The sequence below is a fragment of the Pontibacter sp. CAU 1760 genome (assembly GCF_054482735.1).
The window spans coordinates 1-21610 of the sequence record NZ_JBTLRL010000018.1 but is presented as its reverse complement, the minus strand read 5'-3'; the positions used below and the strand labels follow the sequence as shown (position 1 = coordinate 21610).

Sequence of the window (21610 nt, the reverse complement as noted above, 5' to 3'; positions counted from 1 at the left end):
TGCCTCCTTAAAACCAAAACTGTTAGCACATCCTTTTATAGGTCATTCGAGAGACGTTATTGCCAATGAGCCTTTATATAAATATCAATGTTTGCGATATTTGTATAAAGGCTTGATTCATGGGAGAATACACAACTGCAGCAGACGATAATTTGCTGGGCATAGGCGATAAGAATCTGCTTAATGAATTGGAGGCGAAAGGAGTGCTGCGGGCGGAAGAGTACATGCTGGACCTAGACTTTCCAATCGAAATCACCACCAGCCTAGTTTTAGACATCCACAGAACTGCCTTCGGTGAGATTTACGAGTGGGCGGGAAAGTGGAGAAACAAGGATTTACAGGTAGGATCCTATACGCCACCGAGGTTCTTTGATGTCCCCCGCCTAATGTCGGAGTTTATCTATGACCTTAACTACAGGTTACAGAACCTAGAGACCAATGTCACAGATGCATTGGTGAGGGAGCTAGCTTGGGCACATCACAGGATGGTGCACATACACCCTTTTGTGAACGGGAACGGACGCTCGGCGCGACTTATCACGAACCTGCTTGCCTACATGCACGGCTACCAAAGTGTGGAGCTGTATCAACGGGAAGGAGACAGTAGAAAAAAATATCTGCAAGCCGTGAAGCTTGCAGATACACATGATTTCTCAGAATTGGAGCAAATGATAAGGGAGCAGCTTAAGCCTTTGTGAGCTGCTTCTCCTGCTTAACCTCTGCATACAGTTTCTCCAGGCGGTCCTTGCTTACCCCCTGGTTCTCCAGCATCATAGAGCCGTGCACCGACTTTACCACCATCGAGCGCACGAATGCCTCATCCTTCAGCTTTGGGTAACGGTCTCTTAGTTTCATGGCTTTCCTTTAATTGAGTACTTGTGGCAAGTGCTGCTACAATACAAATAGTTGTCATCAATGACATTAGCAAAGATAGTTGTTTGTACACTACAAGCAATACCAGTACCAACAATAACAACAACGATACTACATACGATAATTCCAACCCAAAAGATAAAGCCAGAGAAGGTCCTGGTGTAGGGACAGAGCATGAGGCAAAAAAGGTAGATAAGCAGAGTATTTTGTAGAGGCCGCACGGCATTCTTCTACAGGGGCAGCAGAAGCTCTCCTTAATGATACTTGTACAACCGTACCCTACGAACTTGCCGGAGCTCTATGAAGAGGATCTTGACCTGTGGAATTGAAAGTAAGCGTCAGATTATGCATAAAGCTAAGTTTACTTTAACTTACTCTCCATAAATCTATACCCAGTCAATGGCCCAACTGTACTCCCCGATATTCTCCCGAAAATACCTCAAAACCAAAGCCCAAAACTTCCATCTGTCCCAGTTTCCGGACCTGGCAAAGAAGCGGGCACTCATTGAAAAATGGCAGAGTGGCATCAAGAGCGGCAAAATCCTGAAGCAGAAAGAAGAGGAACTGCAGAGTGAGTTCCTGAATACTTTCTTCGGGGAGGTGCTTGAGTATGTCTACAGTCCGGAGGCTCCAAGGTGGAACCTAAGCAAGGAGCACAAGTCTGACTCAGACAGTACAAAGGCGGACGGGGCACTCGGTTATTTCTGGATGTTCGGCAATGAGCGCAAGGCGGATGTGAGGGCTGTGATCGAGCTGAAGGACGCGCGAACTGATCTTGACAAGCCGCAGAACCGTTTCCACGACAAGCGCAGCCCTGTGGAGCAAGCCTTCAGCTACGTTCCGAAGGCCGGCGGCAACTGCCGCTGGGTGCTGGTCAGCAATTTTCTGGAGATAAGGCTGTACCACCACTCCGACCAAAGCCGCTATGAGCAGTTCGATGTAATGCAGCTGCATGAGGAGGAAGAGCTGCTTCGCTTCCTGTTTCAGGTGCACAAGGACCGGCTAATCCTGGAGCACGGGGAGTCGGCAACAGAACAGCTTTACAGAGAGCGGCAGGCAGAGGAGCAAAAGATTACGAAGAACTTCTATGCGGACTATAAGAAAGCCCGCCTGGACCTGTTCCGGCATCTGCACAGCCAGAACCCGGAGGTACCGGAGCTGACCATATTCCAGAAAACGCAAAAGCTGCTTGACCGGGTGGTGTTCGTGTGCTTCTGCGAAGACTTGACAATCATACCGCCGTACACTTTTAGAGGCTTACTGAGGGCGGTAAAGGAAGACAAATTTAACAGGCTGGACACCAAGATTTATGAGCGGGTAAAAGGCTTGTTCTCTGCCATCGATAAAGGCTATCCGGAGGAAGGAATCAACAAGTTTAACGGGGGCCTGTTCGCTCCCGACGTGCTGCTTGACAACCTGCAGATTAAGGACAGCACGCTGGAGCACATCATCTCCCTTGAGAAGTACGATTTCGCCTCGGATCTGAATGTGAATATCCTGGGGCACATATTCGAGCAGAGCATCTCGGATATAGAGGAGACAAAGGCAGAAATAGCGGGCCAAGACTTTGAAGCCAAAGCCGGGAAAAGAAAAAAGGACGGCATATTCTACACTCCAGAGTATATCACCCGCTATATCGTGAAGGAAGCCGTCGGGGGGTGGCTGCAGGATCGGCAACGGGAGCTGGGCTTCCAGAAGCTGCCCGAGCTTGCGGAGAGTGACTACGCCAGCATCAGGTTCGATGCAAAGAAAAAGCTGGTGACGAACAAGGCGGTGGAGAAGCATCTGAAGGCATGGGACGCATACCGGGAGGCCTTGCGTAACATCAAGGTGCTGGACCCGGCTTGCGGATCCGGCGCGTTCCTGAACCAGGTATTCGACTTCCTTTTCCAGGAGGGGCAGCGCGTGAACAAGGAACTTGCCCGCTTGCGTGGCGGGCAGTTTGAGGCCTTTGACCTGGACAGGCACATCCTGAACAACAATATCTTCGGTGTGGACCTAAACGAGGAGAGCGTTGAGATCACAAAGCTAAGCCTATGGCTTAAAACCGCTAACAAAAGTAAGGAACTTACAACGCTTGACGCTAATATCAAGTGCGGCAATTCCCTGGTCTCAGATCCGGCAATTGCTGGAGAGAAGGCCTTCGACTGGCAGCAGGAGTTTTACGATGTTTTTGCGACAGGTGGCTTTGATGTTGTGGTGGGAAATCCCCCTTACGGAGCTACAGTCTCTGATGTGGAGAAAAAATATTTTGACGCTTTCTACTCAACTACACAGTATAATTATGACACTTATAAATTCTTCTTTGAGAAGGCAAGTAACGTCCTGAATGGTGGTGGGTATCTCGGGTACATAACACCCAACACTTTTCTAGTTTTAGAGAATGGGGTGCAATTGAGGAAATTTTTGTTTGAAGACCATGTATTGATCAGCCTGCTTGAAACATTTAATGTTTTTGCGGATGCAATAGTAGAACCCTTAGTATCAATATTCAAAAAAGCTAGGGTAGCAGATGATTATAAATTCCATGTATTCCTCAACAGCCGCATTAATAAGCAAGAGTTCAATAATAGTCTACTTGAAACCATTGATTTCACAAGAAGTGATCTGTTCGAAAGCGATAAGCTCATTTTTAATTACAGGGCTACAGAAATAGCAAGAAGGCTCAGAAAGAAAATTAAGGATGTAAGCACTCCCCTTGTCAAAAGCTATATTGTAACAACTGGAGTAAAGCCTTACCAGACAGGGAAGGGAACTCCAAAGCAGACTAAAAAGGACGTAAAAAACAAACCGTTTACTGCATTTGAGTTAGTTGATTCAAGCTGGTCTCCGCTGATCAGAGGTACTCAGGTAAACAGATACAGCTTAAAGTGGGACGGAGAATATATAAAGTATGGAGAGTGGTTAGCTGAACCAAGAGGAAAAGAGGCCTTTCTTCAACCTAAACTGTTTATCAGGAGAACAGATGACAAGCTTTTGACTGTGTATGATGAAAACAGCTACATAGGTATCAACTCGGTTCATACTATAGTACCTAGATCCAGTACCCTAAGCATTAAGTTTCTGGAGGCGCTGTTAAATTCAGGATTGATGAAGTGGGTGTTTCAGTTTGATAACTTCCACATGGTAGGCAAACCGCTTGCAGAGGTTAAGGTTGTTTTTGTTGAACGGCTACCGATAATTATTGCTGAATTTCAACAGGACTTCATTGAGAAAGCAGACTTAATGAGAGCGAAGAACAGGGAGTTACAAGAACTCGCTAATAAGTTCATAACATTACTTAAGGCAGAATTCAACACTGTTACTCCAAGTCAAAAGATGATGCAGTGGTATAACCTATCTTGGTCAGATTTTGTCAAGGAAATAGCGAAATCAAAAGTGAAATTAACCTTAGCTCAGAAGGCTGAGTGGATATCTTATTTCGAGGCGCAGCAGAAGCTTGCGACTCAAATCCAGCAACAACTCCAGCATACAGACAATGAAATTGACCAGATGGTTTACCAACTATATGACCTCACAACAGATGAGATTGAGCTGATAAACCATTAACGGTAAGAACTAGTTAGTTAACATAAGGCTACTTATTGTAAGCTTTTTAAGCGGACATTGATGAGCTGCCAGGAAGAGGGGGACAGGCGTCCCAGATAAATACACCCTTTTGAAGGTGCTGCTGTATATCACCTGCAATGCGATAACCCAGCAGAGAGGCACGCAGCCGCAGGCTTTGCACTTTTGGAAGGAAAACAAACTACAGCCATCTGTCCATCACTTTAAAAAATCACAAACCCGGCCTTCTCCCTCCAAGGTGCCATGCGGCTGCGTTTGCCTCTGGTCCTGTCAGGTATTGCACCTTCTTTCCCCTTTTGTGCTGCCTTGTACAAGGTATACCGAACCTAGCAGCTCCAGCCCATGCGCTACCGGTGGCCATTGCCGGTGGGACGTGCTGGGGCAGCCCTAGTACGTCGGCCTCCGGGTGCTGCTGGACAGGCTTCATTGACAGACTCAGCTGTGAGGTAGCTTTGTGGAAGTTGTTTTTGCATAGCATTCCCCTTTCTTTCCCCTTTTGTAGTAGTTCCTTTCTGTACTCTGGTTACTGATATTACTCTGTTTACTTTGTTTCACCTGGTGAGCAGGATTATCCAGTAACACGCGGGTAGCGCTTGCTTTGCGCGGGGTGGAGAAGCTACTGTTCCGCCAGCGGAAGAACGGAGAGCAGCGCAGGGAGGAGGCTGGCGGAACGGTAGCAGCGCACGGGAAGCTTTCCGCCTAATGAGCATAATTTGGCGGAGTGCTGGACGGTGGGGCAAGGCTTGCTGGGGAAGGGCTGGTGCAGAAATGCTTTTCATCTCATTCCCGGTAATTACTCATAAAGAAGTACCCTTTATGGAATCCAGCTTCTTGTTCTGATAAGTTTCTTTTTTTTACAAAAGGGCAGGAGAAGGTAGGACTAACTAAAACTGTATACCCTATAATATAACGTGCCCGTCACTGTGTTGTTAGACGGTAACGTTTTCAAAAGGAGCGTTTGTAAAAGGTTATAGATACATAAAAGTGTGAAACTGCACCTGGCTTGTCTGATAAGTGCACTAACTACGGTATCATCTTGTGCTAGGCTATGAGGAAAGGGATAAATACTAGCTGGATTAATGTAGCTTTTTCAGAGCATGTGTTTTGCTTTTAGATCATCCATTACTTGGGAAAATGAGCTGCAACTCCTCCTATGTTCAAGCTGCCAAGGAATCAGGCGGATTGCACCTTCAACTAATCATGTTTCATAGAGAAGGAAGTGAGACTGATTAATGAAGTGAGGTATCACCGCAGTAGCTGTCACTCCATGAAAAGCAATTGCCAAACAAAATAGTCGCTCGCTTTGGCAATTGCCGCATATTGTATAAGTGACGACGCTGATTGTTTAACTAAGAAAGCCCATCTCCAGCCTAAAAAGGCACATTCAAAACCCGTCCTACCTTTTCACTTAGATGCTGACTAATTTTGCATAGCTTGGCAGAACCATAGAAGAAGGTACACTACACAAAAATTTTAACCCGAAGTAGTGCCTTCTTCTATGACCACTGCTGGGGTAAAAACACACTACTTACAACTCACTTGGCACGGGTAATAATAGACCCTCCATTATGGCTTGCGCAGAGATTTTTGTGTCTTTTTTCCTGACTGTGAGGTTAAGCATCTTTGCTGTAATGCTTTTATGGGAATAGGAGAGGGGCACTGCTTAATGATTAAGCGGTATATTATGTACTATTTAAACCGTTTCCCAAGCAGCGGTACGACCTTAACAGCTATGGTTGTAGAAGGTATTTTTTTCCGATGAAGACTCACCCAAAGCTATAGGCCAAAATCAGTCGCCTGCTCCCCGAACGAGCCGTGGATATCATGGCGGGCTTCACTTTACTTTTATAGTGCTGCAGTTCCGTACAAGGGGATTCAGACAAACCCTCCACTGCATACTTCACTCCGCAATACGCTTACTGCATGGGAATTCTTTTGTAAGCCAGCGCAGCGCCTCCCAACACAATATTTCCCTGGTCCCCAACTCATAAAAAGCACCTGTCCCCAATCCTTGTGCAAAAAAATATATAAAAATTGGACACAATTATGTGAAACCCACGTGTACAAAGCTTTGTAAAACAGGAGCAAATCACCTGACGCACAGCCTATGCGCCAATAAGTAACTAAAGCTGCTCCTGTATTAGGCTGCTGCCACAGCAGTACTAGTTTTTTATTCGGTAGCACAGCGGTAACAGCTTAGCTAAGGGCTTATACCCATAACCCTTACTTCAACCTTGCTTATACTAAGGCAATACATGATGATGTATATGAAGATGGGCCCCGACACGCCACCAGGTGCAGTATACAAGGCCTCTATCTGGGGTATCTGTTTCCCGTAGACGCTTTCTGTGGCAGCGCTGCTGGGGGCTACCAGGATGGCCGCGCGGGGCGTTGGTAGTGGTAGTATCGCTTAAGTATGGGGAGCCACTACGCATCTGTCGTTGCCTGAACGTGCTGCTGGGCCTGTTGGTAGCCACAGTACCTTGGTTTATGCAGAACAGCACCACAGGCTTAAGTGTATCAGGGGCGATACTTGGTTTGGCAGTGGCTGCTTTGGCTTTACCATTAAGGGCTAAAACAGAAATTTATGCCGGACGGGATGATCACATCAAGTAAGGTAATATGGTATGTTTTGGCAGGCTAGAGATACTGCCAGATAAGGACATAAGCGCACAGGTGCGGAGTGGGCTTTTATTTAGATTAACCTGATTTAAATTGATTGTTTAACTACTAAAATGAAAACAAATGTTTTATCACGTAAAAGAGTTACAGTTTAACGCGCGCGTCACTAAGCCAGACCCGGCTTTTGCCAGCATGCTCCTGGAGCAGTTTGGGGGCCCTAATGGCGAGTTGGCGGCAGCCATGCAGTATTTCACACAGGCCTTCGCCATGCGCCAGCCCCATCCAGACAAGTATGACATGCTGATGGACATCGCCACTGAGGAGTTCAGCCACCTGGAGATTGTGGGGGCCACTATTCAGATGCTGCTGGGACCCATAAACGGGGAGCTAAAAGATGCTGCTGCAAAGGCGGAGATCATGCAGCTGCTGGACGGCAAAGACAAGAAGGAGAACTTCATCCACAACGCCATGATGAACCCGCAGTTCCTGGTGTTGAGCGGCGGCGGACCCACCGTAACCAACAGTCAGGGTGTGCCGTGGTCGGGTACCTACGTGAACGCAAACGGCGACCCAACCGTGGACCTGCGCTCCAACATCGCGGCTGAGTCCAGGGCTAAGATCGTATATGAGTACCTGATGCAGTTCACCGATGATCCCTATGTAAAGGAAACGCTAAATTTCCTGATGACCCGCGAGGTTGCCCACCACCAGATGTTTGAGGCAGCCTTAAGCACCATACAGCCTAACTTCCCGCCGGGGGTGCTGCAGGGAGACCCGCGCTACAGCAACAGCTACTTTAACCTCTCGAACGGTGCCGATGCCAAGGGCCCCTGGAACGAAGGCAAGAGCCCGGGCTTAGGTGAGACCTGGCAGTACGTACAGGAGCCGTTTAAACATATTGTGGATAGTAACGGTATGATCGACCACGGGCCGCGCGGCACAGACCGCACCATGGAGAGCGTAGAGAAGAAAGACAAAGAGATGAGCAAAGAGCGTAGCCAACAGGTTAAAAAAGCCGTACCAAGCGGTGAGAACCATTGGTGTGAATACCCGCAGAACTGCCTGTAGGCAGGGGTTACATTTGATAGAATGACAGAAATCAAGAACAATCCAAGAAATAAAAAAGAAGCGGGGTCGGTGGAGATAGAGTTCTACACCGACCCTCTTTGTTGCTGGAGCTGGGCCATGGAGCCGCAGTGGCGACGGCTGCGCTTTGCGTATCAAGGCAAAGTAAAGTGGCGCTACCGAATGGGGGGGCTTATACCTAATTGGGATAGCTTCAGCGACCCCATGAACGCCGTAAGCCGCCCACTGCAAATGGGGCCTTTGTGGCTGGAGGCGAAGTATAAATCCGGGATGCCGATAAGAGAGCGCGTGTGGTACGAGAATCCGCCAAAGTCCTCTTACCCTGCCTGTATCGCTGTGAAAGCGGCGGAGATGCAGTCGCCGGTGGCGGCGGAAGCGTACCTGCGCAAGTTGCGGGAGGCGATCATGCTGCACGGGAAAGACATAGCTGACTGGGAAGTGCTGCAACAGGTGGGGGAAGAGCTTCACAAAGAAAACCAGGCATTGGTCGATGTTGACAGGCTTCAGCGGGATATGGGCAGCAAAGCTGCCAGAGAAGCTTTTGAGGAGGATCTGCAAAAGGTGCGGCTGCATGGCATCAGCCGGTTTCCGGCGCTTACCATGAAACGGGAGGGAGAAGGGCAGGGCGTAATTATAATAGGTTACCGGCCATACGAGGCACTGGAGGAGGCTTTGCATCAGGTGGCGCCAGAACTGCAGCCTATACCACATACCACTGATGAGACAGAATACAGAAGGTACTGGGGCAGCATGACGGAGCGTGAGTTAGAGGAAGTCCTAAGAGCGCAAGGCCCTGCTTCTCCAAAGCCTTCAAAAGAGACAACCTGAATTCACCGCTGTGACTACTGATCTGGTCAAAAACGTGATAAGCTGGTTAAAATATGATGCATGATAGTACATGACAGAATTAGCACCTCTTAAACTTTTACTTAACCTCTATACCTATCGACTATGAAAAAGCTATACTTATTCATTTTTACACTTCCGCTGTTTCTGAACTACGCGTGTACTTCATCGCCCTCTTCTGACATCGCAGACGCAGCGGCTTCACAGGACGAACAACCTGTGGATTCGCTAAGCCTGCAAATGATAGCCTCTGATCTGGTTTCCCCTGTTTTTCTGACACAGCCACCCAACGATGAAAGGCTTTTTGTGGTGGACCAGGTCGGCGTGATCAGGGTTATTAAGGACGGTCAGCTACAGCCGGAGCCTTTTCTGGACCTAAAGCGTAAAATTGTGAAGCTCAAAGACGAACATGAGGAGCGGGGGCTGCTGGGGCTTGCCTTCCATCCGGACTTTCAGCGTAACGGCAGGTTCTTCGTGTACTATAGTGCTCCCTTGCGCCAATCAGCGCCCAACGGCTTTGACCACACCAGCGTCGTGGCAGAATACTTGGCAACAGGAGACAATCGAGAAAATGCTGCCCCTGCCTCTGAAAAAGTGCTGATGCAGGTTGATCAGCCCCAGGACAACCACAACGCGGGCACACTGATGTTCGGACCGGACGGTTATCTGTACGTCAGCATAGGTGACGGCGGTAACAAGAATGACATTGGCACGGGCCACGTGCGGGATTGGTACAAAGACAATGAGGGAGGAAACGGGCAGGACATCAAGCAAAATCTTTTGGGCAGTATTCTGCGCATCGATGTCAACAGCGGTTCGCCTTATGGTATTCCTGCGGATAATCCTTTTGCCAGTAACCAGGATGGCATGAAAGAGATTTTCGCCTACGGTTTACGTAACCCCTATCGCTTTTCTATCGACAGCGAGACCGGAATGATCATAGCGGCTGATGCGGGGCAGGTACTGCACGAGGAGATTGATGTTATCAGGAAAGGGGGCAACTACGGTTGGAACGTGAAAGAGGGCACACTCTGCTTTAATGCTGCCGACAATAAAAACCCGCTGCCCGACTGCCCCGATCAGGATAGCCTGGGAAACAAGTTTGTGGACCCCGTGATAGCGTTTAAAAACAGCATGACTTATCCGGAGGAAGGATTGGGGATTGTGAGTGTCGGTGGCTATGTGTACAGGGGAGACAAACGCCAGGCCCTGAATGGGGACTACCTTTTTGGTGTCTGGACGCAGCACCACGGTAAACCAGACGGAGCTGTTTATGCAGCTAAGGTGGATGGCGAGCAGGGCCCCTGGAATTACAGAAAACTTTACTTTAAGGATAAGCCGGGCAACGCCTTTGGGCATTATATAGTAGGCTTTGGGCAGGACAACAGCGGCGAGGTATACATCCTGGGAACCGACGAGGAAGGCCCGACTGGTAAAACCGGTAAAGTATATATGATCCAGTAAGCTGGCATATGACTTCTGTTATCCCATAGAGACCTGATAATTAATTCATATACACCTCCGGTTGTGACATAAACAGAAACACAACCCTGATGGTATATTCTCGTTTTTAGATGCTTTGCCAATACTCTAAAACAATAAAATGGAAAACGAGCATCAAAACAACAACATGAAAGGAAGCTATACAAAGTTTGTCGCTATGCTGGCCTTTTCTTTTCTGGCAATGTACATGACCATGTACATGAACACGTATCAGTTTAACCATGTGTATTTTAGCATGACACGCTTTTATATGTCTTGTCTGGGTATTTCGGCAATGGCCGTGATTATGTTCCTGTTTATGAAAAAGATGTATAAAAACAGGAAAAAGAACATCGCCATAGTTGCTGGAAGTATTACCTTGTTTGTAAGTGCCCTGTTACTTGTTCGTGCGCAAGAGCCAATAGGCGATGTGCTCTGGATGAAAGCAATGATCCCGCATCACTCTATTGCCATACTAGCCAGCGAACGCGCTGACATCAAGGACCCGGAAGTAAAAAAGCTGGCGGATGAAATCATTGAGGCCCAGAAAAAAGAAATCAGCGAGATGAAAGCAATGTTAGAGCGCCTGGACAAAGAATAGTGCTTCGACGGATTGCCCGTTGCAGCGGGGCTTTTCCCGTGCCCTGGCACTAGGGCATTACTAACTCACGTTTTGGTAGACAGCTATTGTGCTTTGCCAACATATAAAGGGCTGCAGGTGGCTGCGTTTAATAGACCTCTGCCCAGCCCCAGCCATCCTTTTGCAGCAAGAGCGTCAAAAGTTCGCGGCGTTTATCCTCGTTGCTGGCTATAGCTTGCCTGTCGTCATTTTCGTTTTGAAGGGGTATCCCCACTTGCTTCAATAAGCTAAGATCCGGAACAGGGGCCTGCTTAGCTGTGGATGCATCCTTTATAAAGCTGCCTTTTACCATGTCAAGGTAGTCGTCCAGAGCCGCTTGGAGCATCGTCATCCTAAGGTCGTCTGTAACAGCTCTTTTGTCCACTGCATGCCGCAATAACCGGTGCGTTTCATCTAAGAGCGCGATGGCGGGAGCTATAGAATGCCTGGGGTTGCTGTTGTGGAAATAGTGTATTACAGGGTAGGAGTGATGGTTTATGGTGTGCTGCATGAGCATCTGGCAGATATCCGAAACATTATCGAAAAAGGCGGAGAAGCCTTCGCCGTCCCAACTGTTTGCCAGAATTCGCTGCGGAGTTTTGCCCATGCTGTTCAGATACAGGCTAAGCTTGCTTTGCAAACCCACTGCCGACAAAACCGGCACAAAGTAGGTGATAGAAGCCGTAATGAAGGCAAGTCCTGTAAAGCCCGCCACATCTGTGAGTATGCGCCAGAAATCGGTAGTAGCTACATAATCGCCGACGCCCAGGGTAAATAGGGTGAAGCCGGCGTAGTAAAGTTTTTCCAAGGGAGTGGCCAGCGCCAAGGTGGTGCTTTTCTGCACGGCATCAGGGTCAGCCATGAGCAACAGGAAAAAGCCAGCCCAGATGCCGATTACCCAGACCAGTAAGACAGAGAGCAGTACAGCGGGACCGGCGTAAGTAAGTATTCTCGCTTTTCCATCCTTCCCGGAAACCAGAAAGAACGCTTTCCATACAGCCTTCGCAACAAGGCTGGTGATCATACCCCCACCGTTTGATGAGAAGGTCGTCTTAATCAGATCCAGAAGTGTTACAAGGTATACCAGAAGGCCGGGAATAAAGTATAGCAGGTTCATATATCGTGCGGTGTTTCTTAAAGGAATCCTAAACGGAAAGTGCCTGCCAGAGTTGAAAAACTGTACTGCTTGATACGTGGGAGGTTCGTAAGGGCAAACATAGAACCAGCAAAAGGCGTGACAGGCACAACACAAACTTGTATAGGCGCGCGCATACAACTTGACTATACCAAATGCTGTATAAATGGGTGTAAGCGTTCTTTACTAACTGCAATACCTTGAATACAACTCTATCCCATTCCCTGCGTTTCGCGCTCTTTATACTGTTTAGTCTCTTTATCGGAGAAGCCCACGCACAGACTGACACCACCGTTTACACCATCACCATCAATCAGAAAGAAGTAGAAATAGCCGGCAAAAAAACAAGGGGCATGACCATTAACGGCACAATTCCGGGCCCAACGCTGCGCTTTACCGAAGGCGATTATGCTGTGATTTACGTCAGAAATGAGATGGACGAAGAGACCTCGGTGCACTGGCATGGGTTACTGCTACCCAATTTCTTTGATGGGGTGCCTTATCTCACCACGCCTCCCATTAAGGCAGGCACTACGTTCAGGTATGAGTTCCCGATTAAACATGCGGGTACGTACTGGTATCACTCGCATACCGGCTTGCAGGAGCAGTCAGGGATTTACGGCTCTATCGTGATCGATCCTAAAGCGCAAACGCTGGCCTATGACACCGATTTGGTGCTGGTGCTATCGGACTGGACCTATGAAAAGCCAAAGAACGTGTTGAAGACCTTAAAGCGGGGACTGGAGTGGTATGACATTAAAAAAGGAACCGCCACACCGCTTAACCAGGTAATTGCCAGAGGTGCGTTGGGTGCACAGCTCAATTTCTGGCGGCAGCGCATGGACGGAGCCGATATTGCCGATGTGTATTACCCGGCCTTCCTCACTAACGGGGAGCCTGCAAAACAATACCCGGAATTTGAGCCGGGCCAGAAGGTAAGGTTGCGCTTTATCAACGCTGCCGCCTCCAGCCAGTTCTGGCTGACCTTTGGCGGAGAAGACCCGCTGCTGGTTGCGGCCGATGGGGTAGATGTCGTGCCTGTTGCTCGTGACAAAACCTTCATTGCCGTAGCCGAAACCTACGATTTTATAGTTACTGTTCCGCAAAGCGGCAAAATGGAAGTACGGGCTTCGGTGCAGGATGGCTCAGGCCAGACCTCGGCTTATCTGGGCACCGGGCAAGTTCTGGCAGCGCCTGACGTGCCCCGGCCTGATCAGATAGCCATGATGCAGCAAATGGCCGCCATGGACATGAAAATGGGTGCCCCAGCAATCAAATTCAGCCCATCAAAAGATGAAGCCCACGAAATGATGCAGGAGTATGGCATGCAGATGGACGGTATGCAGGGTATGGACCACGGTGGGACAAAGAAAATAGCTCCGGACCATAAAAAGGAAGGGGAGAAGAAAGACACGGCTTCGCTGGAACATAAAACCCATCAGCAGATGGACCATAAAATGCTCGAGGCAAAACCTGAACCTGAAAAAGCGCCAACGCGTCCCAACCACCAGATGGGCGAGTCGAAAAAGCCTGCCCCAACCGTCAGGATTATGAACCACTCCAGGATGAACCATCACACGGGAGAGATGAAGGACGTTGGTCCGGCTGCAATGCAGGATTCCGCAGCAAAGAAAAAGGAGCAAACGCCGCACATGCACCACGCGGGCAAGCAGGAGATGAAACAGGACACAACTGCTGCCGAAAAGATGATGCAGGGGCATGAAGGCCATGATATGGGCAAAGCAGCAGTTGCAGCAGAAATGCCCGCACTGGAAATGATACAGGAAAAAGACAAGCCTACGACCAGTATGCAGGACCACGCGGGCATGGGTGGTATGGATATGTTTGCCGAGTATAACTACGGTTACCTGAAGTCGCCGGTGCCAACAGATTTTGCGGAAGGGCAACCCAAAAGGGAAATCCTCCTGAATTTAACAGGCAACATGGTGCGCTACATCTGGAGCATGAACGGTGTGCCGCTGAAGGAGGACGACAAGATCAGGATCAGCAAAGGCGAGGTTACCCGCATCACGCTGAACAACCTGACCATGATGCACCACCCCATGCACCTGCACGGGCACTTTTTCAGGGTGATCAACGAGCATGGGGAATACTCCCCGCTAAAGCATACCGTCAATGTGGCCCCCATGCAGAAAGTGGTGATCGAGTTTGACGCCAACGAGTACGGGGACTGGTTCTTCCATTGCCATATCCTCTATCACATGGATGCCGGTATGGCCCGCATTTTCAGCTACGACACCCCGAGGGATGAGCGGCTGAAAGGCTATCCGCTAAATATCCTGACGAACAAAAGCAACCACTATTTTGCCTGGGGAATTGTAGACCTTGCCTCGCACATGACCGAACTGAACCTGGTAGCCTCTAACCTCCGAAACCAGTTTAACCTGAGCGCGGAGTACGGTTGGAACAGGAATCTGGAGGCTGAGTTCTCATACGAGCGGTATCTCTACGACTGGGTGAGGGTATTCGCGGGCGTGAACGTAGAGAACGAAACAGACGATAGCCTGGATGGGATTGAGGCCACAGCCATTGCCGGTATCCGGTACCTGACGCCCTATTTGTTTAACCTGGATGTTCGGATAGACAATAAACTCCGCCCTCAGATCAGCTTCAGCCGCGAGGTGATGATTTTCCCGAGAACAGCGCTTTTCGGCTCGTATGAGTACCAGGCGGATTTTGGGTGGGTAGACAGCCTGCCTAACAAAGAGTCGGGCAGAAAAGACAACTTCAGGAAAGAAGTCACCTGGAACCTGGGGCTGGAATATTTCCTGTCTAAGAACTTCTCGCTCACCGGCAGCTACGACAACCGCTTCGGTGCCGGAGGCGGGCTGTCAGCGCGGTTTTAAGGTATAAACCACTTTCGTTTCTCTCCACTTCAGGGGCGCTTGTCTGCCAAGCCTAAAGGGTGGTAAAAAAACGCGCTAAAACCATAGTTGCCTTATGTTTAACATTAAGTTGAAATTGTATTATATTTCTGATGCAGGCCTTATGCCTTCTGCTATCTTCATAGCACTGTACAACATTGCAGAATAACCTCTATATTCGATTCTATGGCGAAAGGTAAAAACTACTATATCCGTAAATTCCATCGCTATCTGGGTATACAATTGGGTGTGTAGTTCCTCTTCTGGACGCTGGGAGGGCTTTATTTCAGCTGGAACAGCATTGATGCAGTACACGGCGACCATCTCCGGGCAGAAAAGAAGTTAGCATCAAGTTGATTTAAAATCAAAAAGCAATCAATATGAAAGCAATACCTAATTTGATACTATTACTGTCGCTATGTATTGTTTTCAGTTCTTGCGAAAAGGAGGATGCAGAAATCTACGTCATTGAAGGACGAATAACTGACGATATCTCAAATCAACCAATCGAAGGAGTTCAGATACAAGTCGATGCTGTAAAATCATCATCAGGAATGGGTTTAATAACTGACGGTAGACGTGAGACCGTAGGAGAGGCGACTACAGATAGAAATGGGTATTATAAAGCCAACCTTATAGTGTTCAATGATGCTCAAAGACTTGAAATGTCTATAAATGAGAATAATTTAAAGGAAGGGTACACCGATGGTTATATAGACGCCTCCCTTTCAAGCTTAAGCAAAGGAGGAAATACCACTTTCAATCATACGCTTAGCCCAACAGCTATCCTAAAAATTAAATTTGTAAATGCTAATCCACAAACTAATACAGATAAGTTTATTCTTAATTGGTGTAACTGTGGACAAGGATTGACAAAAGGAATTCTAAACAGGGAAAGTTGTGGCACAGTGAAAGAAAGTGAAGGCGAGCAGTGGATTGGACAGGATGTTTGCGGTATTTATACAATAGAAGCGGTTGCTGGAAGGAAATCAGAATTTTCTTGGTATGTGACCAAGAATAATGAGACGAAACTATACTTAGATTCTGTTTTTGTAGAGCGTGGCGTACTAAATGAGTTCCTGATAAATTATTGAAGTAACGGAATAGAAATCCAGCTGCCAATACTGTACAGGCTCCAACCTCAGCTTTGCCTCGCTCGATGCCTGTACTAACCGTCTCTGCCCGGAGATGGTAAAGCTGGCTTCCCTGCAGTTGGCCCTGGATTCCCTGCCAAAGTCGATTCAATTAATTCAATCCAAGTGATCGACACACTGGGTGTTCCTGCCTATCAGATCCGGTATTTTTCGGGAGGTGCCGCGGCCCCGCACGATTATAAAGCAGGTGGGCACAGCATGGGGCAGCCCAGTGTGAAAGTACAGTTGGCAATACCTGACGGAGGTCGGTGCACATCAGGAATATCGCGAACGGCCGTTGCCAGCCTGGGCCATTACCTTTAACGAGCCAGACTGTACCGTCTACATCTCCTCTGAATACGGGAATTACCAGGCGATCCGGCATAACAGATGGCGCGTGTTTGATTTCCTGTGGATGCTGCATACCATGGATTTTGAGGGCAGGGACAACTTCGGGAATATTCTGTTGCGGGTTTTCTCGCTGTTCGGTGTCTTTACCGTGCTTTCGGGGTTTTTCCTGTATTATGTTTCCTCCCCATCTGTCAGGAAAGTCAAAAAAAAGCTACATATCTAATACTGGCAGAAGTACTATCTTTGCATTTTCACATTTACACCTACGCACTTAAAACCAATAACATGAAGAGATCATTACGGCTTGTTGCCCTGGTGGCAACCGCCTCGGCTGTTTTTGCGGCCTGTACCAATAACAGCGAGGAAACCGTGCAGCAGGAGCAAGCGGCCACAAACGTAGCGGTAGAAGCGCCTGAAAATACAGCGGCCCTTCAAGACACGATCAGGGGCAGTATTCCGTCGGAAGCGAGCGGCAAGATAGGGGAGGCAAACCTGAAACTCACGTACCATGCGCCCGGCGTAAAAGGACGCACCATTTGGGGCGGGTTAGTGGCTTATGACCAGGTATGGGTAACGGGTGCGCACATGGCCACTGCCCTTGAAACAGACAAGGCGCTCGTTATTGGCGGTAAGCAAATACCGGCAGGCAAATATGCTTTGTTCACGATTCCGGGCCGCGAGGAGTGGACCCTAATCATCAACAGGAACTTTGGGCAGCACCTGGCTGATGACTATGATCAGAAAGACGACATTGTGCGCGTTCAGGTGAAGCCAACTGCACTGGGGCAGCACCAGGAAAGGCTGAAGTATGCCATAAACGCTGCACCTGGGTCTGAGGGAACTATCCAGATATCCTGGGATAAGCTAGGGATTGAGGTACCGGTTAAAACTGCCTCTTAGACTCACTGCCGTATGCCACCCCGATCTCTTGCAAAACACAGCGGTATAAATCGGGGCATCTCATACCCCTTGGCAGCAACTTACGCTGGTGACCAGGGACGATAACTCCTACCGCCACACGTAAAAAAGAGAGGCCGGCAATTTTGATTTGCTGGCCTCTCTTTTTTATTCGGGAAGCGAAATAAACCTACATCGCTCATTTCGCCATCTTGCTCATCTTCTGCATCATTTGCTGCATACAGGCCTCGTCCATCATGCCCTTCTGGCGCATCTGCTGCATCATGTTCCGCATCATGCCGCTGTTGCCCATCATCATTCCGGACATCATATTGCAGTTAGCAGAGTCTTGGGCGCAGGCAGCCATCATCTGCTGCATCATGTTGCGCATTTGCCCTTGGTCCATGCCTCCCATCATACCGGCGCTGTCACCCATCATCATGTGGTCCTTGCCCATCATACCGGCATCTCCCATCATATCACCGCTGTTTTTTTCGCGCATTACCTGCATCATCTCTTTGTTCATCTCATCATCCTCCAGTATCATGTTATACACTTCCTTGCGTTGCGCTTCATTCTGCATAATTGTCTGCACGCTGGCTTCCTGCTGACAAGCGGTTACACTTAAGAGGAGAAGAATGATCGAATTGACTATTGTGGTTTTCATAGTTTTTAAAAGTTTACGTTGTTGATTCTATACCTGTCTTAGGGTAAGGGTTTACACTTATGCCTTATTTTATTTCTCTGCGTAGCAGCTGGGCGTTGATGGCAACAATTACTGTGCTAAGGCTCATGAGAGCGGCCCCTATGGCAGGGGAAACCATAATGCCTTGTTGGTACAGCACACCTGCTGCCAGCGGAAGTGCGATGACGTTGTAACCGGTTGCCCAGATCAGGTTTTGGATCATCTTTTTATACGTAGCCTTTCCGAAAAGTATAAGCGAGGCAATATCCTGTGGGTTGCTGTTTACCAGTATTATATCGGCTGTTTCGGCGGCAACGTCGGTACCGGACCCTACGGCGATACCGACATCGGCCTGCGCCAGAGCAGGGGCATCGTTCACGCCGTCTCCGGTCATGGCCACAAACTCGCCTTTGGCCTGCAGTTCCTTTACTTTTTCCTGCTTTTCGTGGGGCAGCACGTTGGCAATGTATCCGTCCATGCCCAGCTTGTCGCTCACGCTTTTGGCCACGCGCTCGTTGTCGCCGGTTAGCAGCAGGTTTTTGATGCCGTTCTCTTTCAGTATTCGAATAGCCTCCGCAGACTCTGGCCTGATCTGGTCGCGCATGGTGATATAGCCGACCACTTGCTGCGCAACCATAATATAAACCACCGTTTCGACGCCTTCCTCAGCCTGGCTATCGGGTACCTGCACGGCAAACTCCTTGATGTAATTCGGGCCTACTACTTTGATGTCTTTGCCCTCCACGTTTCCTTCCAGTCCTTTGCCCGGCAGGTAGGTAAAGCTGGAAGAGGAAGGTATAGAAATGCCCTCGGATTTTACTTTGCGAAGGATGCCCTGTGAGATATAGTGCTCAGAGTTTTGCTCGATGCCAGCAGCAAGGCGGAGCAGCTCCTTTTCTGTATAGTTCTTGTCAAACACAACGATCTGGGCCACCTCATGAGAGCCCTGGGTAAGCGTTCCGGTTTTATCGAAAATGATGGTGGTAATCTTTCTGGAGTTCTCAAAAGCCGTACGATTACGTATCAGAAGGCCATTGTTAGCTGAAACAGCCGTGGAGATGGCAACTACCAAAGGTATGGCCAGGCCAAGTGCGTGCGGGCAGGAAATCACCATGACGGTAACCATGCGCTCCAGGGCAAAGCCAAACTCAGTCCCAGCCAGTATCCACCAGGCAAACAGGGTGGCAAAACCTGCGGTAAGCGCTACATAGGTCAGCCATTTAGCCGCTTTGTCGGCTAGCCGCTGCGTTTCGGATTTTGTCTTCTGGGCATCCTGCACCAGCTTGATCACCTTGTTCAGGTAGCTGTCCTTTCCGGTCGTCTGCACGCGCACCTGCAGCGACCCGTTCCCGTTAATCGCCCCACCGATCACCTTATCGTCTGTTTTTTTCTGCACGGGCTTGCTTTCCCCGGTCAGCATGCTCTCGTTCAGGTAGCTTTCTCCCTGCACCACCACGCCATCGGCGGGTACTTTCTCCCCGGGTTTTATCAGGATGATGTCGCCCGGACGGAGCTCGTCCACACTCACCGTAACGGTTTCGCCGTTTTTGATTACCTGTGCCTCATCAGGCATCATGCTCACCAGCAGCTCCAGTGCTTTGGAGGCTCCCAGTACAGAGCGCATCTCGATCCAATGACCCAGCAGCATGATCACGATCAGGGTTGCCAGCTCCCAGAAAAAGTCCATCCCCTCCAGGCCAAAGGCAACGGCAGTACTGTAGAGGTAGGCTACCGAAACAGCCACCCCGATCAGGGTCATCATACCCGGTGCCCCTTTCTTCACTTCCTCAACCAGTCCCTTCAGAAACGGCCATCCGCCATAGAAATAGATGACACTGGAAAGGGCAAAGGCAATGAAGGTCCCATACGGCACATCCAGGGTATAGCCCAGGATGCCCTGGATCATCGGGCTCAGAATGATCACTGGGATGGAAAGGACAAGTGAGATCCAGAACCTTTTCTTGAAGTCCTCGATCATCATGCGGTGGTGGTCGTGGTGGCCTTCGTGCTTGTCGTGCCCGGCATGCTCGTCGTGTGGTGGGTGGCGGCGGGTGTCCGGCTGCATGGCCTCGGTGTGGCCGTGCAGGGTTTTCTCTTCTAAGCGCTCCTCCACTTTGCCAATATTTTCCTCTGCTTTTTGCTTTGCATCGGGGGCATGGTGCCAGTGTTTAGGATCGTTTTCTTTCATAGTTTGCAGGTTTTTAGTGGCAAGTTGTTGTTATGCAGCACAATACCATTGTAAACGATAAACGACGCAGCAAAGGTTATTGCGTCGTTTATCTGCAGGTGGGTTTGCCTGAACTAACTAAAGGTAGTTTCCTGAAACCAGTTAATGTTCGTGCGCAGCTTCCAGGTAGTTGCCTTGTGGCCCCACGCCTTCTAGGTGTACCAGCTGTGCCCCGTAGTGCCCGGCCATAGAAACAAAGTAAGCTGCTCCGGCTAGGAGCAGTGCCACAACCGCTACACTCCACTGTTTCCATTAAATAGAAACTGATTCAGGGCTTGGGCCACCAGCCCAGTACCAGCCAATTAAATGGTCCAGTCAGCGTAAAAATCGTGTTGAGCTATAGAGGAGGTCGAGCGCTTCGAGAACGGCAGCGTGCGGGAGCTGCTGGGCCGACTCACCCAACGGGGCCTGCTGCCGACGCTTGACGCGCTGCACTGCCAAAAAAAACAGTTGAGCTCATTGCCCGCAACCAGCAGCACTACTTGATCAAGGTCAAGGGCAATCAGCAGAAGCTGCTCTCAGACATGGAGCAGACGGCCGCCGGCGCCGCCGGCGCTGGCAGCAGAGCGAGCGCAGCCGGGGACGCCAGGTGCACCGCACGCTGGACCTGTATGGGGCCAGCGCGGAGGCAAAGGCCCAGTGGCCGGGGCTGGTGTGGTATATCCGCCTGCTGCGCCGGGGCAGGCGGCAGGGCCGGGACTATGAGCGGGTCAGCTACTACATCTGCAGCCTAAATGGGGCGGAGGCGGCAATGCTGGCAGAGGCTATTCGGGGGCACTGGGGAATCGAGAACCGGGTGCACTGGGAAAAGGACGTGACCCTGGGGGAGGATGGCAACGGCATCAGCAAGGCGCAGGCGGCCGAGAACCTGTCCCTGTTGAAGAGCGTGGCGCTGAACATCGCTCGCAAAAGCGGCTTCCGCTCCATGAAGGACGCGATCGTGGCTTTTGCCAACAAAATTGAAGTTATGACTAAATTAGTTAGAACTTAACGGCCCTGCCTGCTTATATGGGGAAGAGTTCGCCGACAAGATATTGCTGTCTGAGAATGCCCTTAGGGTTATTGTAACCCTAAGGGCATTCTGGCCTAATTCAGGGAGCTTCGGTATTCCTTTGGGATGAGGCCGACATGCTGTTTGAACAGACGGGTGAAGTGCTGTGGGTACTTGAAGCCGAGCCCATAGGCGATCTCGCCTATGGGCT

The 21610-nt window shown here is 49.5% G+C and carries 16 protein-coding genes and 1 pseudogene; 11 read left to right on the top strand and 6 right to left on the bottom strand.

The window, feature by feature from the left end; translation table 11 throughout:
- Positions 1-119 precede the first annotated feature (119 nt).
- Positions 120-698, top strand: coding sequence for a Fic/DOC family protein (locus ACXYMU_RS19025; RefSeq protein ID WP_458988004.1), 579 nt, complete (start codon positions 120-122; stop codon positions 696-698).
- On the opposite strand, the gene ACXYMU_RS19020 is transcribed toward ACXYMU_RS19025, so the two are convergent.
- Positions 685-855, bottom strand: coding sequence for a hypothetical protein (locus ACXYMU_RS19020; RefSeq protein ID WP_458988003.1), 171 nt, complete (start codon positions 853-855; stop codon positions 685-687). The two genes, ACXYMU_RS19025 and ACXYMU_RS19020, sit on opposite strands and share 14 nt — an antisense overlap.
- Positions 856-1272: 417 nt before the next feature.
- Between ACXYMU_RS19020 and ACXYMU_RS19015 the strand changes: the two genes are divergently transcribed.
- From ACXYMU_RS19015 to ACXYMU_RS18995, 5 genes are all read left to right on the top strand, one after another.
- The gene (locus ACXYMU_RS19015; RefSeq protein WP_458988002.1) at positions 1273-4422 is read left to right on the top strand and encodes an Eco57I restriction-modification methylase domain-containing protein; all 3150 of its coding nucleotides are present in this window, start codon (positions 1273-1275) and stop codon (positions 4420-4422) included.
- Positions 4423-7185: 2763 nt separating this feature from the next.
- Positions 7186-8130 carry a manganese catalase family protein gene (locus ACXYMU_RS19010; RefSeq protein ID WP_458988001.1) on the top strand — a complete coding sequence of 315 codons (945 nt, stop codon included), beginning with the start codon at positions 7186-7188 and terminating at the stop codon, positions 8128-8130.
- Between the two features lie 21 nt (positions 8131-8151).
- Positions 8152-8976 carry a DsbA family oxidoreductase gene (locus ACXYMU_RS19005; protein ID WP_458988000.1) on the top strand — a complete coding sequence of 275 codons (825 nt, stop codon included), beginning with the start codon at positions 8152-8154 and terminating at the stop codon, positions 8974-8976.
- A gap of 123 nt (positions 8977-9099) precedes the next feature.
- A complete protein-coding gene (locus ACXYMU_RS19000; RefSeq protein WP_458987999.1) occupies positions 9100-10458 on the top strand; it encodes a PQQ-dependent sugar dehydrogenase in 1359 nt (452 codons plus the stop codon).
- A 139-nt stretch (positions 10459-10597) separates the two neighbouring features.
- Complete coding sequence (locus ACXYMU_RS18995) at positions 10598-11077, top strand: DUF305 domain-containing protein (RefSeq protein ID WP_458987998.1); 480 nt, start codon at positions 10598-10600, stop codon at positions 11075-11077.
- 127 nt (positions 11078-11204) lie between these two features.
- Here ACXYMU_RS18995 and ACXYMU_RS18990 read toward each other — a convergent pair whose 3' ends face one another.
- Entirely contained in the window at positions 11205-12212 is a 1008-nt protein-coding gene (locus ACXYMU_RS18990) for a potassium channel family protein (RefSeq protein ID WP_458987997.1), read from the bottom strand.
- Positions 12213-12430: 218 nt separating this feature from the next.
- On the opposite strand from ACXYMU_RS18990, the gene ACXYMU_RS18985 reads away from it, so the two are divergent.
- From ACXYMU_RS18985 to ACXYMU_RS18970, 4 genes are all read left to right on the top strand, one after another.
- Positions 12431-15097, top strand: coding sequence for a multicopper oxidase domain-containing protein (locus tag ACXYMU_RS18985; protein ID WP_458987996.1), 2667 nt, complete (start codon positions 12431-12433; stop codon positions 15095-15097).
- A gap of 398 nt (positions 15098-15495) precedes the next feature.
- Entirely contained in the window at positions 15496-16209 is a 714-nt protein-coding gene (locus ACXYMU_RS18980) for a carboxypeptidase-like regulatory domain-containing protein (protein ID WP_458987995.1), read from the top strand.
- Between the two features lie 337 nt (positions 16210-16546).
- Positions 16547-16822, top strand: a complete 276-nt coding sequence (locus ACXYMU_RS18975) for a hypothetical protein (protein WP_458987994.1) — start codon at positions 16547-16549, stop codon at positions 16820-16822.
- A gap of 62 nt (positions 16823-16884) precedes the next feature.
- Positions 16885-17499 carry a DUF2911 domain-containing protein gene (locus ACXYMU_RS18970; RefSeq protein ID WP_458987993.1) on the top strand — a complete coding sequence of 205 codons (615 nt, stop codon included), beginning with the start codon at positions 16885-16887 and terminating at the stop codon, positions 17497-17499.
- A 196-nt stretch (positions 17500-17695) separates the two neighbouring features.
- Here ACXYMU_RS18970 and ACXYMU_RS18965 read toward each other — a convergent pair whose 3' ends face one another.
- The 3 genes from ACXYMU_RS18965 to ACXYMU_RS18955 form a co-directional block, all read right to left on the bottom strand.
- Entirely contained in the window at positions 17696-18163 is a 468-nt protein-coding gene (locus ACXYMU_RS18965) for a hypothetical protein (RefSeq protein ID WP_458987992.1), read from the bottom strand.
- Between the two features lie 64 nt (positions 18164-18227).
- Complete coding sequence (locus tag ACXYMU_RS18960) at positions 18228-20369, bottom strand: copper-translocating P-type ATPase (protein WP_458987991.1); 2142 nt, start codon at positions 20367-20369, stop codon at positions 18228-18230.
- Between the two features lie 141 nt (positions 20370-20510).
- Positions 20511-20636: a hypothetical protein gene (locus ACXYMU_RS18955; protein WP_458987990.1), complete on the bottom strand. Its 126-nt coding sequence runs from the start codon at positions 20634-20636 to the stop codon at positions 20511-20513.
- A 295-nt stretch (positions 20637-20931) separates the two neighbouring features.
- On the opposite strand from ACXYMU_RS18955, the pseudogene ACXYMU_RS18950 reads away from it, so the two are divergent.
- Positions 20932-21399: pseudogene (locus ACXYMU_RS18950) on the top strand (ISAs1 family transposase); the annotation flags it as partial.
- Positions 21400-21494: 95 nt separating this feature from the next.
- Here the strand turns inward: ACXYMU_RS18950 and ACXYMU_RS18945 are convergent.
- Positions 21495-21610: helix-turn-helix domain-containing protein (locus ACXYMU_RS18945; RefSeq protein ID WP_458988063.1), on the bottom strand; the 116-nt coding region annotated here is incomplete at its 5' end.

What these genes read in the sequence shown, in the direction of transcription:
- ACXYMU_RS19005 (WP_458988000.1), top strand. Translation starts at nt 8,152, where the DNA reads ATGACAGAAATCAAGAACAATCCAAGAAATAAAAAAGAAGCGGGGTCG.
- ACXYMU_RS18980 (WP_458987995.1), top strand. Translation starts at nt 15,496, where the DNA reads ATGAAAGCAATACCTAATTTGATACTATTACTGTCGCTATGTATTGTT.
- ACXYMU_RS18960 (WP_458987991.1), bottom strand. Translation starts at nt 20,369, where the DNA reads ATGAAAGAAAACGATCCTAAACACTGGCACCATGCCCCCGATGCAAAG.
- ACXYMU_RS18990 (WP_458987997.1), bottom strand. Translation starts at nt 12,212, where the DNA reads ATGAACCTGCTATACTTTATTCCCGGCCTTCTGGTATACCTTGTAACA.
- ACXYMU_RS19000 (WP_458987999.1), top strand. Translation starts at nt 9,100, where the DNA reads ATGAAAAAGCTATACTTATTCATTTTTACACTTCCGCTGTTTCTGAAC.
- ACXYMU_RS19015 (WP_458988002.1), top strand. Translation starts at nt 1,273, where the DNA reads ATGGCCCAACTGTACTCCCCGATATTCTCCCGAAAATACCTCAAAACC.
- ACXYMU_RS18970 (WP_458987993.1), top strand. Translation starts at nt 16,885, where the DNA reads ATGAAGAGATCATTACGGCTTGTTGCCCTGGTGGCAACCGCCTCGGCT.
- ACXYMU_RS19010 (WP_458988001.1), top strand. Translation starts at nt 7,186, where the DNA reads ATGTTTTATCACGTAAAAGAGTTACAGTTTAACGCGCGCGTCACTAAG.
- ACXYMU_RS19020 (WP_458988003.1), bottom strand. Translation starts at nt 855, where the DNA reads ATGAAACTAAGAGACCGTTACCCAAAGCTGAAGGATGAGGCATTCGTG.
- ACXYMU_RS19025 (WP_458988004.1), top strand. Translation starts at nt 120, where the DNA reads ATGGGAGAATACACAACTGCAGCAGACGATAATTTGCTGGGCATAGGC.
- ACXYMU_RS18965 (WP_458987992.1), bottom strand. Translation starts at nt 18,163, where the DNA reads ATGAAAACCACAATAGTCAATTCGATCATTCTTCTCCTCTTAAGTGTA.
- ACXYMU_RS18995 (WP_458987998.1), top strand. Translation starts at nt 10,598, where the DNA reads ATGGAAAACGAGCATCAAAACAACAACATGAAAGGAAGCTATACAAAG.